Raw genomic sequence first — 15078 nt, 5'->3', positions numbered from 1 at the left:
GGCTACGTTGAGCAAAATAGGACAGTTTGGTGACAGATAAATGTACGAATTATGACAGTTTTATGACAGCGCAGGACGCGTGAGTTTAACTTAAATAAAAAACATTAAATTCAACAAATTACGCTATTTTATGACACAGATATGAAAGAAAAATTTTCTTTTTATGACACGTTAAACGTAGCCTAAAACGGCAATTTGTCATAAATGCGGCCGCATTATCGGCTCCGCATTTCACGGTTTTTTCTTCGCTTTAACACACGTTTTTCTGAAGGGCGCTGAAGCGCTGTGGTATGGAAGCGGCGCATTTTTATAGCCAGGCACCAGTGGATAAGGTTAAACATTTCGCGACTGTTCATCAGCCGCCAGGCTATCCAGACCATCAGCGCGCCGCTGCCCCAGCATAGCCAGAACATCCAGGAAAGTGGCCAGCAAACAAGCCCAACCGCGAGCGCCGTCAGGTTTAAGATGAGATGGAAAAACCAACCGTACAGGAACAAAACCATCCCCGCGCGTCGACCTTTCTCAATCGCCACCGAAATGCCTACCAGCACGATAAGCCATGCTGCCCCGCCGATAACCCACAGGATGGAAAACGCCGGGCGTAGCGCCGCGATATTCAGCGCCGCGCTAAAAAACATCACGTATGCGCAGCCCACCAGTACATGATAAAACGACGAGGTGCCGATCAAGCGGGCTTTCGGCAGGTGATGACGCTGTGCCATTTTGAGCTTCAGCTGGTGCAGCCTGCGGTGGGCGATATCGTCATCCACCTCTGCGCTATAAGTGATGAGCTGATAAAAACGTGTGTCGGCGAGGCGTTGCATGAACGACATAACCCATCCGTTTCATAATGTTGTGAAAAAAAAGAGGCTGCCTCCCGGCAACCTCTTCAGAGCATAACACGTATGCAAATGGGTTATTCCACGGTGACGGACTTCGCCAGGTTACGCGGCTGGTCAACGTCGGTGCCTTTGATGAGCGCGACGTGGTAAGCCAGAAGCTGCAGCGGAACCGTGTAGAAGATTGGCGCGATAACGTCTTCAACATGCGGCATCGGGATGATGTTCATGTTGTCGCTGCTGCTGAAACCGGCGTCCTGGTCGGCGAAGACATACAACACGCCGCCACGGGCGCGAACTTCTTCGATGTTAGACTTCAGCTTCTCAAGCAGTTCGTTATTCGGCGCCACAACGATAACCGGCATATCGGCATCGATGAGTGCCAGCGGGCCGTGCTTGAGCTCGCCTGCCGCGTAAGCTTCGGCGTGAATGTAGGAGATCTCTTTGAGCTTCAGCGCGCCTTCCAGCGCAATCGGGTACTGATCGCCACGGCCCAGGAATAGCGCATGGTGCTTGTCGGAGAAATCTTCCGCCAGCGCTTCAATGCGTTTGTCCTGAGACAGCATCTGTTCAATACGGCTCGGCAGTGCCTGCAGACCATGAACAATATCGTGCTCAATGGCGGCGTCTGCGCCTTTCAGGCGGCTTAGCTTCGCCACCAGCATCAACAGCACGGTCAGTTGCGTGGTGAACGCTTTGGTCGACGCCACGCCGATTTCCGTCCCGGCTTTGGTCATCAGCGCGAGCGAGGACTCACGCACCAGCGAAGAGCCAGGCACGTTGCAGATAGCAAGCGAGCCGAGATAGCCCAGCTCTTTGGACAGACGCAGCGCCGCCAGGGTATCGGCGGTTTCGCCAGACTGCGACAACGTGATCATCAGGCTGTTGCGACGTACGGCGGATTTGCGGTAGCGGAATTCCGATGCGATTTCGACATCGCACGGCACGCCAGCCAGCGCTTCAAACCAGTAGCGGGAAACCATACCGGAGTTGTACGACGTGCCACACGCGACGATCTGAATGTGCTCAACCTGCGACAGCAGTTCATCAGCATTCGGGCCCAGCTCGCTTAAATCCACTTCGCCGTGGCTAATACGCCCGGCCAGGGTGTTTTTGATCGCGTTCGGCTGCTCGTAGATCTCTTTTTGCATGTAATGACGGTAGATGCCTTTGTCACCCGCGTCATACTGCACGTTGGATTCGATTTCCGGACGTGAAACCGTTTCGCCCTGAGTGTTGAAGAGCGCGACAGAGCGACGCGTCACTTCCGCGATATCGCCCTCTTCGAGGAAGATAAAGCGGCGGGTCACCGGCAGCAGCGCCAGCTGGTCAGAGGCGATAAAGTTTTCGCCCATGCCAAGGCCAATCACCAGCGGGCTGCCGGAACGGGCCGCCAGCAGGGTGCTCGGATCGCGATTGTCCATGATAACGGTGCCGTAAGCGCCGCGCAGCTGAGGAATAGCGCGCAGCACTGCCTCACGCAGCGTGCCGCCCTGATCCAGTTCCCAGTGAACGAGGTGCGCGATCACTTCGGTGTCGGTTTCAGTCACAAATTCGTAGCCGCGCGTTTTCAGCAGTTCGCGCAGCGGTTCGTGGTTTTCGATAATGCCGTTATGCACAACCACGATCGGCCCGGAGACATGCGGGTGCGCGTTGCCTTCAGAAGGCTCGCCGTGGGTCGCCCAGCGAGTATGTGCAATACCGGTGCCGCCGTGCAGCGGGTGCTCTTCCGCCGCCTGAACCAGCATCTGAACTTTGCCCAGACGGCGCAGACGAGTCATCTGCCCGGCGCTGTCCACCACGGCGAGACCGGCGGAGTCATAGCCGCGGTACTCAAGACGACGTAAACCTTCGAGAAGGATTTCAGCAATATCACGTTGCGCTACAGCGCCAACAATTCCACACATAATTAATTTCCTGACAATGGCATTTCGCCATGCGTTGTCGACGACCTGTGTTTACCCGTTTTCCGGGCGCCCCGAGCCTTGTAGAGAGTGGGGTTATTGTTATAGGTACTACATGTGGGCGGGAAATATATCGTTATCTCCTCACCCGGGTTTGCCTGATGACGGCGATGCGTTATCAGACAGACTCAATGATGGGGCGGGTGAACCTAACGCCACCCGCCGCGTGGTTACTTTTTCTTCACCGGACGACGCCAGCCCTGTTTGTGCACCTGAGGCACACGCGTCAGCACCAGTTCGTTTTCGGCGACGTTGCGCGTCACGGTAGTGCCCGCAGCAATGGTCGCGCCTTTCGCAACCGTGACGGGCGCCACCAGCTGGGTGTCGGAGCCGACAAAGACATCGTCACCAATAATGGTTTTATGCTTGTTAGCGCCGTCGTAGTTACAGGTGATGGTGCCTGCGCCGATATTAACGTTATCGCCAATCTCGGCATCGCCCAGATAAGTCAGATGGCCCGCTTTAGAACCTTTGCCCAGTCGCGCTTTTTTCATCTCAACAAAGTTGCCGACATGCGCGCCCTCGAGCAGTTCGGCGCCAGGACGCAGACGCGCAAACGGACCGATGGTGCAGGCGGCGTCCAGACGTGCGTCTTCCACCACGCTGTAAGGGCTGATCTCACAGCCTTCGCCAATCACGCTGTTTTTAATGATGCAGCCTGCGCCGATTTTCACACGATCGCCCAGCACGACATCGCCTTCGATAATTACATTAGCGTCGATCTCGACATCACGCCCATGTTTCAGGGTGCCGCGCAGATCAAAACGCGCCGGATCGCGCAGCATAACGCCTGCGAGCAGCAGTTTTTCCGCCTGCTCAGCCTGATAAACGCGCTCAAGACGCGCCAGTTGCAGGCGGTTGTTCACCCCTTCAACTTCGCTCAAGCGTTGTGGATGCACAGCGGCTATTTCACGGCCTTCGTTCCAGGCCATCGCGATGATATCGGTGATGTAAAACTCACCCTGCGCATTGTTGTTATCAAGCTTTGACAGCCAGCGTTTCAGGTCTGCGCCGTTGGCGACCAGAATGCCGGTATTGATTTCATTAATCAGGCGCTGTTCGTCACTCGCGTCTTTATGCTCCACGATACCGGAGACCTTGCCATTTTCACGAGTAATGCGTCCGTAGCCGGTGGGATCGTCGAGCTTAACGGTTAACAGGCCGATACCGCCCTGCGGTTTTGTCGCGCAGAGCTGTTGCAGCGTATCGACAGAGATCAGCGGCACGTCGCCATACAACATCAGCACATCTTCATCATCGTTGAAGAAGGGCGCCGCCTGTTGCATCGCGTGGCCAGTCCCGAGCTGTTCTGCCTGCAATACCCAGTTCAGTGACGCGTCTTTCAGCGTGTTTTGGAGCAGCGAACCGCCGTGACCGTATACCAGATGGATGTTCTGTGCGCCGACATGCTTAGCGGCGTCGATAACATGTTGCACCATCGGCTTCCCGGCCAGAGTGTGCAGCACTTTAGGGAGATCAGAGTACATGCGAGTGCCTTTGCCAGCGGCAAGGATCACAACGCTCATAGCATGATTAGACATAGGCGTCCTGTCTTATGAAAGTGAGTGAAGTAAAGCGATTTACTGCCCAGAATTCTACATATTTTTCAGCATAAAACGGGGCTATGGCAAATCGCTGCTTTTCTTCTGTTTTACCACGTTACATAGACGCTTAATGCATGATGAAGGGCTAAAAAAAGGGCAATCAATGCATTCATATGCTTTATCACTTATGAAAACAAAGGGATGCTGTTTTTTTGCGGCTGGAATAAAGCTATGAGGAGATACGTCAGTGCCTTCACAAGAGAAGTCTCCTGCTAAAAGCAGTGGAAAGATGGGGAGAAACCTGAAACCAAAAAGGCCGCTTCTCAGCGACCTTTTCGTTTATGCCGTGCAGGAAACGCACTGGCAAAACAGAAGCGTTACAGATTGAAAGTACCGAAAGATACGCTCATGTTATTGAAATAAGAAATAATTTTATTGATAAGTTTCATATGTCCTCCAGACTCATTTTTGTGACTTACTTCACAAAAATGAGTTTACGCTGCTTTTTTAAACCGATCAAGATTTTCGTGACAGATATCACAAAAATAATAAAACCGTGTTTCATCAGAATAAGGAAGACATAAAAAAAGCCAGCCGGGTCGCCCAGGCTGGCTTTCAACTTTCAAGCCGGTGTTACATCGCTTTTTTGGTCAACTCGATAACGCGCAGTTTGGCGATCGCCTTGGCCAGCTCAGCGGAAGCCTGAGCGTAGTCCACGTCACCGTGGGAGCTACGGATATGCTCTTCCGCTTTACGCTTCGCTTCCAGGGCTCGCGCTTCGTCGAGATCCTGGCCGCGAATCGCGGTGTCAGCCAGTACGGTTACGTTGCCCGGCTGCACTTCCATCACGCCGCCGGAGAGATAGATATACTCTTCGTGGCCGTGCTGTTTCACGATGCGGATCATACCAGGCTTAATGGCGGTGAGCAGCGGCGCGTGGCCCGGGTAAATCCCCAGCTCGCCTTCGCTACCCGTAACCTGGATTTTCTCGACCAGACCAGAGAACATCTGTTTCTCTGCGCTGACGACATCCAGGTGGTAAGTCATTGCCATGTCACCCTCCGATTAAGGCGTTAAAGTTTTTTGGCTTTTTCCACGGCTTCATCAATGGAGCCAACCATGTAGAACGCCTGCTCCGGCAGATGATCGTATTCACCTTCCATAATGCCTTTAAAGCCACGGATGGTGTCTTTCAGCGACACATATTTGCCCGGAGAACCGGTAAATACTTCTGCCACGAAGAACGGCTGAGACAGGAAGCGCTGGATCTTACGCGCGCGAGCTACCACCAGTTTGTCTTCTTCAGACAGTTCGTCCATACCGAGGATGGCGATGATGTCTTTCAGTTCCTGGTAACGCTGCAGAATAGACTGCACGCCACGCGCGGTGTCGTAGTGTTCCTGACCAACAACCAGCGGGTCCAGCTGACGGCTGGTAGAATCCAGCGGGTCAACGGCCGGGTAGATACCCAGGGACGCAATCTGACGGCTCAGTACCACGGTTGCGTCAAGGTGCGCAAAGGTGGTGGCTGGTGACGGGTCAGTCAAGTCATCCGCCGGTACGTATACCGCCTGTACGGAGGTGATAGAACCGGTTTTAGTGGAGGTGATACGCTCCTGCAGAACGCCCATCTCTTCCGCCAGGGTCGGCTGGTAACCTACTGCTGAAGGCATACGGCCCAGCAGTGCGGATACTTCAGTACCGGCCAGGGTGTAACGATAGATGTTATCGACGAACAGCAGAACGTCACGACCTTCATCACGGAATTTCTCAGCCATGGTCAGGCCGGTCAGCGCAACGCGCAGACGGTTTCCCGGCGGCTCGTTCATCTGGCCGTACACCAGGGATACTTTATCCAGAACGTTGGAGTCGGTCATTTCGTGGTAGAAGTCGTTACCTTCACGGGTACGCTCACCTACGCCTGCAAACACAGAGTAACCGGAGTGCTCGATCGCGATGTTACGAATGAGCTCCATCATGTTTACGGTTTTACCTACACCCGCACCACCGAACAGACCGACTTTACCGCCCTTCGCGAACGGACACATCAGGTCGATAACTTTGATGCCAGTTTCCAGCAGTTCCTGAGAGCTGGACAGCTCTTCATAGGACGGCGCTGCGCGGTGAATCGCCCAACGCTCTTCTTCACCGATGTCGCCTTTCATGTCGATCGGCTGACCCAGGACGTTCATGATACGACCCAGCGTCGCTTTACCTACCGGCACTTCAATCGGGTGCTCAAGGTCTGCAACAGGCAGACCACGACGCAGACCGTCGGAAGAGCCCATCGCGATGGTACGCACGATACCGCCGCCGAGCTGCTGCTGGACTTCCAGCACCAGACGCTCATTACCATTCGTTACCTCAAGGGCATCGTACACTTTCGGTACGGCATCCTGAGGGAACTCGACGTCCACCACGGCGCCGATTACCTGGACAATCTTTCCAGTAGCCATCTTGAATCCTCTACGAAATAACCTGGTTAAACCGCGGCGGCCCCCGAGACGATCTCGGTGAGTTCCTGAGTAATGCTGGCCTGACGAGCTTTGTTGTACACCAACTGCAGCTCTTTAATCAGGCTGCCGCCATTATCGGTTGCGGCTTTCATCGCCACCATTCGTGCGGCCTGCTCGCTGGCCAGGTTTTCAACCACACCCTGATAAACCTGCGATTCGACATAGCGACGCAGCAGAGTATCCAGCAGCGCCTTCGGATCGGGTTCGTACAGGTAATCCCAGGATTTGTGCTTCAACTCACCGTCTTCTGATGCCGGCAGCGGCAGCAGCTGAGTGATGGTCGGAGCCTGAGACATGGTGTTAATAAATTTGTTGCTGACAATGTAAAGCTTGTCCAGACGGCCTTCATCGTAAGCCTGCAACATCACTTTTACCGGGCCAATCAGATCGGACAGGGAAGGGTTGTCTCCCATGCCAGTGACCTGCGCCACAATGTTGCCGCCTACTGAGTTAAAGAAAGAAACGCCTTTAGAGCCGATCATTGCGAGGTCGCACTGAACACCTTTATCAGACCATACTTTCATATCCGCCAGCAGCTTCTTGAACAGGTTAATATTCAAGCCGCCGCACAGACCACGGTCAGTCGACACCACCAGGTAGCCCACGCGCTTAACGTCGCGTTCTTCCAGGTAAGGGTGCTTATATTCCAGATTACCGGTAGCAAGGTGACCAATCACTTTGCGCATGGTATCTGCATAAGGACGGCTGGCCGCCATGCGATCCTGCGATTTACGCATTTTGGAAGCGGCGACCATTTCCATCGCTTTAGTGATCTTTTGCGTGTTCTGGACGCTTGCGATCTTACTACGTATCTCTTTTGCGCCGGCCATGAGCTTCTCCTCAATGCCTTGCGGCTTGCCTTACAGCAAGCCGCCAGACGTTACCAGGACTGGGTTGCTTTGAAGGAGTCGAGGAGGCCTTTCAGCTTGCCTTCGATCTCGTCGTTGTAACCACCGGTCTGGTTGATTTCCTGCATCAGCGGAGCGTGTTCACGGTCAGCGTAAGCCAGCAGCGCGGCTTCGAAGCTACCGATTTTCGCCAGTTCCACATCTTCAAGGTAACCGCGTTCAGCCGCGAACAGTACCAGACCCTGCTGTGCAACAGACATCGGCGCATACTGTTTCTGCTTCAGAAGCTCGGTCACTTTCTGACCGTGGCTCAGCTGTTTACGGGTTGCTTCGTCCAGATCGGAAGCGAACTGAGAGAACGCAGCCAGTTCACGATACTGTGCCAGCGCGGTACGGATACCACCGGACAGTTTCTTGATGATCTTAGTCTGAGCAGCACCACCTACACGGGATACAGAGATACCCGGGTTAACCGCCGGACGAATACCGGAGTTAAACAGGTTGGTTTCCAGGAAGATCTGACCATCGGTAATAGAAATTACGTTGGTCGGAACGAACGCAGAAACGTCACCCGCCTGGGTTTCAATGATTGGCAGTGCGGTCAGGGAGCCGGTTTTACCTTTCACTTCACCTTTGGTGAAGTTTTCCACGTATTCCGCGTTAACGCGGGATGCGCGCTCCAGCAGACGGGAGTGGAGGTAGAACACGTCACCCGGGAATGCTTCACGTCCAGGCGGACGACGAAGCAGCAGGGAAACCTGACGGTAAGCTACAGCCTGTTTAGACAGGTCATCGTAAACGATCAGTGCATCTTCGCCACGGTCACGGAAGTACTCACCCATGGCACAACCGGCATACGGTGACAGGTACTGCAGCGCAGCAGATTCAGATGCAGTCGCAACAACAACGATAGTGTTGGCCAGCGCACCGTGCTCTTCCAGTTTACGTACCACGTTAGAAATGGTGGACGCTTTCTGGCCGATAGCTACGTATACGCATTTGATGCCGGAATCACGCTGGTTGATGATGGCATCAACAGCCATTGCGGTTTTACCGGTCTGACGGTCACCGATGATCAGCTCACGCTGACCACGACCGATTGGGATCATGGCGTCAACAGACTTATAACCGGTCTGTACAGGCTGATCTACGGACTGACGATCGATAACGCCCGGCGCGATAACTTCGATTGGGGAGAAGCCATCGTGTTCAACCGGACCTTTACCGTCGATCGGTGCGCCGAGGGTGTTAACCACACGGCCCAGCAGGCCACGGCCAACCGGCACTTCAAGAATACGGCCAGTACACTTCACCTTCATGCCTTCGGCGAGGTCAGAGTACGGACCCATAACGACTGCACCTACGGAGTCGCGCTCCAGGTTCAGTGCGATAGCGTAACGGTTACCCGGCAGAGCGATCATCTCACCCTGCATACAATCGGCCAGGCCGTGAATGCGGATAACACCGTCGCTTACAGAAATGATAGTACCTTCGTTATGAGCTTCGCTCACAACATTGAACTGAGCAATGCGCTGCTTGATCAGTTCGCTGATTTCGGTGGAATTCAGTTGCATGCTCCAGTCCCCTTAAGACTGCAAGACGTCTGCAAGGCGCTCAAGACGGCCGCGCACGCTGCCGTCAATGACCATATCACCCGAACGGATGATAACGCCTGCCATTACAGACTTATCAATTTTGCAATTCAGCTTCACTTTGCGTGACAGACGTTTTTCCATCGCGGCGCTGATTTTCGAAAGCTGTTCATCGCTCAGCGCGCTGGCAGAAGTCACTTCGACTTCAACGGTAGCCTCAAGGGCTGCGCGTAACTGAATGAACTGCTCAAGAACGTCAGGAAGCACCTTCAGACGACCATTTTCTGCCATTACCTTAATCAGGTTCTGGCCGTTGGCGTCTAACTGGTCACCACAGATTGCGATAAACGACTTAGCGAGCGTTTCTGGCGCCAGGGCGCCAGAGAGAAGCTCAGCTATCTGTTCGTTTTTGGCCACTTCAGCGGCAAACGCCAGCATTTCCTGCCAGCGGTCGAGGCTTTGGTGTTCGACGGCAAAGTCAAAAGCTGCTTTGGCGTAGGGGCGAGCTACCGTTACAAATTCAGACATCAGCCCCTCCCTCCTTACAGTTCAGCGACCAGTTTATTCACGATGTCGCTGTTAGCAGCTTCATCCACGGAACGTTCAATGATCTTCTCGGCGCCAGCGACAGCCAGGATAGCAACTTGCTTGCGCAGCTCTTCACGGGCACGTTTACGCTCGGCTTCGATTTCGGCCTGAGCCTGCGCCACGATTTTGTTACGTTCCTGCTCTGCTTCAGCTTTCGCTTCGTCCAGGATCTGAGCGCGGCGTTTGTTTGCCTGCTCAATAATCACCTGGGCTTCCGCTTTCGCTTTTTTCAGCTGGTCGGTCGCGTTGGACTGTGCAAGCTCCAGATCCTTTTTAGCGCGTTCTGCAGAAGACAGACCGTCAGCAATTTCTTTCTGACGTTTTTCGATGGCAGCCATAATTGGCGGCCATACGTACTTCATACAGAACAGAACGAACAGGACAAACGCGATGGCCTGGCCGAGGATTGTTGCGTTAAGATTCACAGCACAATGCCTCTTATCTGGTTAATGTTCTGATATTGCCTGGTAATTCAGACAACTTCTGTTTACTACGCGACGGCGAACATCACGTACAGACCCAGACCCACAGCGATCATCGGGATAGCATCCACCAGACCCATTACGATAAAGAACTGAGTACGCAGCAGAGGAATCAGATCAGGCTGGCGCGCAGCGCCTTCCAGGAATTTACCCCCGAGGATGCCGATACCGATCGCAGCACCGATTGCCGCCAGACCCATCATCACAGCGGCAGCCATGTACAGCAGATCCATATTCAGGTTTTCCATGACAGTCTCCAGTTTGTTTCAGTTAAAACGCAGTAGTGTTGAGTAAAAAATCAATGCTCTTCAGATGCCATCGACAGATAGACAATCGTCAGAACCATGAAAATGAAGGCCTGCAACGTAATGATCAGGATGTGGAAAATGGCCCATGGCACATTCAGAATCCACTGTGACCACCAAGGCAGAAGGCCCGCAATCAGAATGAAAATCAGCTCACCGGCATACATGTTGCCGAACAGTCGCAGACCGAGAGAAACCGGTTTGGACAGCAGGCTTACACCTTCCAGAATCAGGTTGATCGGGATAAATACCGGGTGATTGAACGGCTGCAGCGTCAGCTCTTTAGTAAAGCCGCCAACGCCTTTCATTTTGATGCTGTAGAAAAGAATGAGGATAAATACGCCAAGCGCCATGGAAAGAGTGATATTCACGTCCGCAGACGGCACCACGCGCAGGGCAGGCAGGCCAAATACGTGCTCGCCGATATACGGCAGCAGGTCGATAGGCAGCAAATCCATCAGGTTCATCAGGAATACCCAGACGAAAATCGTCAGGGCCAGCGGCGCAATGAGCTTGCTTTTGCCGTGGTACATGTCTTTCACGCTACCATGCACAAAACCGATAATCAGCTCTACCGCGGTCTGGAATTTGCCCGGCACGCCGCTGGTCGCATGTTTCGCGACTCTACGGAACAGAACCAGGAATAACAGGCCCAGCACCACCGAGAAAAACATCGAGTCGATGTTGAGCGTCCAGAAGGTGGCCGGGGGGTTATGCGGATCTACCAGCGAGAATGTACGCAGGTCAATCTGAAGGTTGCTCAGATGATGGCCAATGTACTCCTGCGGCGTCGAGATTTCTCCTGCAGACATGATGCCTCTTACCCTTTGTTGTTAATTACAGCTGGCGCCAGTATCTGCACAACCAGCACCGAAACCCACGTCACTATCAGCGGTAAAAAAACCGCCTTCAAACACGCCAGCGCCACCACCAGCAGGGTAAAGGTCGCAACCACCTTAAACGCTTCGCCGAAGGCGAAAGACCAGGCCACGCGGCCTTTAGCGGGTGTATGCGCCTGATGACGCCAGGCAAAATTCATAAACAGCACATTCGGCAACCACACTGCCAGCCCCCCGCATACTGCAGAGTACCCCCAGAAAGGGTCTTTGAGACAAAACAGTAATCCTGCTGCCACAACCGCGATTAACTGGATAAGCAGAAGCTTGCGGGCCACTTTTTTACTCATGAGCGACGCAGACATTTTTTGCTACTGCTCCCTTCGAGGTATGTCGCGTGTCGTATAAAACGTTCTTTGACGCTCTGAGTCAAGCCTCAAAAAGCGCTCAAATTATACGGGGCGAGCACGTGATTTCAAACTATAAGTAGCCAAAAGGTGAATAAATGTTTAAATAATTTTCAGAACCACTTTTTTTCAACTTTCCCGCAAACTGCGAAGTAAAAGCGAAAACTGCAAATTGCGCGTGAACCTTGCGAATAAAGCGTGCACAAGATCACATTATAAACAATTACTGCTCAAGCTTTGTCACATCATTTAGTAATGAGCTAATAGCAACTTTTTGAATTTAAATAACTTTAACGCCTACTTTTTTTAAAACACCCCGAAACACCCTAAAAACCTTTCATTGACATCTACAGGAAACAATTTACGTCTTGTTATCACTACAAGACGCCAGCATAGCACCCTTATATTTTCGTGCGTGACTATTAAGTTTTTAGCGCAAATGGTGCTTCGTTATATCTAAGCTGCAAACAAGTTAATAAAAAGTGAAATAAGATGTTGTTATTACGGCCTGCCGTTCTGTTTTTACAAGCTTAAAACCCGCCTCTTAATTCCACTTTTTTTGATAAATATTAAGTTCTGTTTGCTTTAAGGATAACCAGATGGCGTTCACCATCGAGACGGGGAACAGACAAGCGGATGATTTCTTCAACACCAAACCCTTCCGGCAGGACAGCGATTTCATCATCGGGACGCTGTCCTTTCAGCGCATAAAAACGACCCGCGTCGCCCGGCAGATGATGGCACCAGTTCACCATATCGGAGAGCGATGCAAACGCCCGGCTGATAACGCCATCAAATGCCGGCTCGGCAGGAAACGCTTCGACGCGGCTCTGCACGGGCGTGATGTTTTCAAGCTTCAGTTCATGCTGCACCTGACGTAAAAAGCGCACGCGCTTACCGAGGCTGTCCAGCAGCGTGAAATGGCTGTCAGGACGTACAATCGCCAGCGGAACGCCTGGCAAACCCGGGCCAGTGCCGACGTCGATAAAGCGAGAGCCCTGCAGGTGCGGCTCCACGACAATACTGTCCATGATGTGACGCACCAGCATCTCGCCGGGATCGCGCACGGAAGTCAGGTTATAGGCTTTGTTCCACTTGTTCAGCATATCGACATAAGCCACCAGCTGGGCTTTCTGGTGTTCGGGCAGCGAAATTCCTGCGTCATCAAGCAGGCGGGTCAGTGTATTCAGCACGACGGTTTTTCCATGTAAAAAGGGCCAGACATAAGCTGGCCCGAAAAGAATCCCAACTCAGGCACTGCGGCGCAGCAACCCCTGTTTTTTCAGCCAGACCAGCAAAATAGAGATGGCGGCAGGCGTGATCCCGGAGATGCGTGATGCCTGGCCTATCGATGCCGGTTTATGATCGTTAAGCTTCGCGATAACCTCGTTGGAGAGGCCAGAAACCTGGCGATAATCAAGCGTCGCCGGCAGTAGCGTACTTTCGTTGCGCTGCTGTTTTTCGATCTCATCCTGCTGACGGGCAATGTAGCCTTCGTATTTCACCTGAATTTCAACCTGCTCTGCCGCCTGTGAGTCTTCCAACGCCGGAGCAAATGCCGACAGCGTGGTCAACTGAGCATAGGTCATTTCCGGGCGTCGCAGCAGATCTTCGCCGCTGGCTTCACGGGAAAGCGGCGCGGTAAGTGTTGAGTTAATCTCTCCCACGGTCGCCGAAGACGGCGTTACCCAGGTGCTTTTCAGGCGCTGACGCTCGCGTTCGATATTTTCCAGCTTCTCGTTGAAACGCGCCCAGCGTGCATCGTCGACCAGTCCCATTTCGCGCCCGACTTCCGTCAGGCGTAAATCGGCATTGTCTTCACGCAGCATCAGGCGGTATTCCGCACGTGAGGTAAACATACGATACGGCTCTTTCGTGCCCAGCGTGCAAAGGTCGTCAACCAGGACGCCAAGATAGGCCTGAGAGCGACCGGGCGCCCAGCCCTCTTTCTCAGCAGAATAACGTCCGGCGTTCAGACCCGCCAGCAGGCCCTGCGCGGCGGCTTCTTCGTAACCGGTTGTGCCGTTGATTTGGCCGGCAAAGAAAAGACCCTGGATATATTTGCTTTCCAGCGTCGGCTTAAGGTCACGCGGATCGAAAAAGTCGTACTCAATGGCGTAGCCAGGACGAACAATTTTCGCGTTTTCCATGCCATTCATGGAACGGACAATTTGCATCTGCACATCGAACGGCAGGCTGGTTGAGATACCGTTCGGATAAATTTCATTGCTGGTCAGCCCTTCAGGCTCCAGGAAGATCTGGTGTGCATTGCGATCGGCAAAGCGCATAACTTTATCTTCGATCGACGGGCAATACCGTGGACCGATCCCTTCGATAACGCCGGCGTACATTGGGCTGCGATCGAGGTTATTGCGGATCACGTCATGGGTTTTTTCGTTGGTATGGGTGACGTAGCACGGCACCTGGCGCGGATGTTGATCCGCCGATCCCATAAACGAGAAAACCGGCATCGGGTTGTCACCATGCTGTTGATCCAGCACGCTGAAATCAATGGTACGCGCATCGATACGCGGCGGTGTGCCGGTTTTCAGACGGCTCACGCGCAGCGGCAGTTCACGCAGTCGACGCGCCAGCGGTACGGAAGGCGGATCGCCTGCACGACCACCGCTGTAGTTATCAAGGCCGATATGGATTTTGCCATCGAGGAAAGTACCGACGGTCAGCACGACGGCTTTAGCGCGGAATTTCAGGCCCATCTGCGTGACGGCGCCAACGACGCGATCGTTTTCCACGATCAGGTCTTCTACCGCCTGCTGGAAGATCATCAGGTTCGGTTGATTCTCAAGTGCCGTACGCACGGCCTGCTTGTACAGAACGCGATCCGCCTGAGCGCGGGTGGCGCGCACCGCCGGTCCTTTGCTCGCGTTTAGTATCCTAAACTGGATACCCGCATGGTCGATCGCTTTCGCCATAAGCCCGCCGAGGGCATCAACTTCCTTAACCAGATGTCCTTTACCAATACCGCCGATCGCCGGGTTGCAGGACATCTGGCCCAGCGTGTCGATATTGTGTGTCAAAAGCAGGGTCTGTTGACCCATGCGTGCAGCGGCCATTGCGGCCTCGGTACCTGCATGACCCCCGCCAATGATAATGACGTCAAAAGGATCCGGATAAAACATGTTGGTATGACCTCGCG

General features: G+C 53.4%; 14 protein-coding genes. All 14 read right to left on the bottom strand.

The window, feature by feature from the left end; all coding sequences use genetic code 11:
- Positions 1-215: 215 nt before the first annotated feature.
- Entirely contained in the window at positions 216-833 is a 618-nt protein-coding gene (locus AFK62_RS00070; protein ID WP_007677782.1) for a hypothetical protein, read from the bottom strand.
- Positions 834-916: 83 nt separating this feature from the next.
- A complete protein-coding gene (gene glmS, locus AFK62_RS00065; RefSeq protein WP_007677776.1) occupies positions 917-2746 on the bottom strand; it encodes a glutamine--fructose-6-phosphate transaminase (isomerizing) in 1830 nt (609 codons plus the stop codon).
- A gap of 227 nt (positions 2747-2973) precedes the next feature.
- On the bottom strand, positions 2974-4344 hold the full coding sequence (gene glmU / locus AFK62_RS00060; protein WP_032984722.1) for a bifunctional UDP-N-acetylglucosamine diphosphorylase/glucosamine-1-phosphate N-acetyltransferase GlmU: 1371 nt from the start codon (positions 4342-4344) through the stop codon (positions 2974-2976).
- A 636-nt stretch (positions 4345-4980) separates the two neighbouring features.
- Positions 4981-5400 (bottom strand): F0F1 ATP synthase subunit epsilon, encoded by a 420-nt coding sequence (locus tag AFK62_RS00055; protein WP_032984721.1) that lies wholly within the window; start codon positions 5398-5400, stop codon positions 4981-4983.
- A 20-nt stretch (positions 5401-5420) separates the two neighbouring features.
- Positions 5421-6803 carry a F0F1 ATP synthase subunit beta gene (gene atpD / locus AFK62_RS00050; RefSeq protein WP_007677766.1) on the bottom strand — a complete coding sequence of 461 codons (1383 nt, stop codon included), beginning with the start codon at positions 6801-6803 and terminating at the stop codon, positions 5421-5423.
- Between the two features lie 26 nt (positions 6804-6829).
- The gene (gene atpG / locus AFK62_RS00045; RefSeq protein ID WP_007677763.1) at positions 6830-7693 is read right to left on the bottom strand and encodes a F0F1 ATP synthase subunit gamma; all 864 of its coding nucleotides are present in this window, start codon (positions 7691-7693) and stop codon (positions 6830-6832) included.
- Positions 7694-7743: 50 nt separating this feature from the next.
- Complete coding sequence (gene atpA, locus AFK62_RS00040) at positions 7744-9285, bottom strand: F0F1 ATP synthase subunit alpha (RefSeq protein WP_007677761.1); 1542 nt, start codon at positions 9283-9285, stop codon at positions 7744-7746.
- 12 nt (positions 9286-9297) lie between these two features.
- Complete coding sequence (gene atpH, locus AFK62_RS00035; RefSeq protein WP_007677759.1) at positions 9298-9831, bottom strand: F0F1 ATP synthase subunit delta; 534 nt, start codon at positions 9829-9831, stop codon at positions 9298-9300.
- A gap of 14 nt (positions 9832-9845) precedes the next feature.
- Positions 9846-10316, bottom strand: a complete 471-nt coding sequence (atpF, locus tag AFK62_RS00030; RefSeq protein WP_004386171.1) for a F0F1 ATP synthase subunit B — start codon at positions 10314-10316, stop codon at positions 9846-9848.
- Between the two features lie 65 nt (positions 10317-10381).
- A complete protein-coding gene (gene atpE / locus AFK62_RS00025; RefSeq protein WP_000429386.1) occupies positions 10382-10621 on the bottom strand; it encodes a F0F1 ATP synthase subunit C in 240 nt (79 codons plus the stop codon).
- Positions 10622-10671: 50 nt separating this feature from the next.
- Positions 10672-11490: a F0F1 ATP synthase subunit A gene (gene atpB / locus AFK62_RS00020; RefSeq protein WP_007677757.1), complete on the bottom strand. Its 819-nt coding sequence runs from the start codon at positions 11488-11490 to the stop codon at positions 10672-10674.
- Positions 11491-11498: 8 nt separating this feature from the next.
- Positions 11499-11879 (bottom strand): F0F1 ATP synthase subunit I, encoded by a 381-nt coding sequence (gene atpI / locus AFK62_RS00015; RefSeq protein ID WP_007677754.1) that lies wholly within the window; start codon positions 11877-11879, stop codon positions 11499-11501.
- Positions 11880-12490: 611 nt separating this feature from the next.
- A complete protein-coding gene (rsmG, locus tag AFK62_RS00010) occupies positions 12491-13114 on the bottom strand; it encodes a 16S rRNA (guanine(527)-N(7))-methyltransferase RsmG (protein ID WP_007677753.1) in 624 nt (207 codons plus the stop codon).
- A gap of 57 nt (positions 13115-13171) precedes the next feature.
- Positions 13172-15061: a tRNA uridine-5-carboxymethylaminomethyl(34) synthesis enzyme MnmG gene (gene mnmG / locus AFK62_RS00005; RefSeq protein WP_007677752.1), complete on the bottom strand. Its 1890-nt coding sequence runs from the start codon at positions 15059-15061 to the stop codon at positions 13172-13174.
- Positions 15062-15078 lie beyond the last annotated feature (17 nt).

The organism is Cronobacter condimenti 1330, assembly GCF_001277255.1.
Taxonomy (GTDB): domain Bacteria; phylum Pseudomonadota; class Gammaproteobacteria; order Enterobacterales; family Enterobacteriaceae; genus Cronobacter; species Cronobacter condimenti.
The sequence above is the reverse complement of the archived record's forward strand: the minus strand, read 5'-3'. Positions and strand labels throughout refer to the sequence as shown.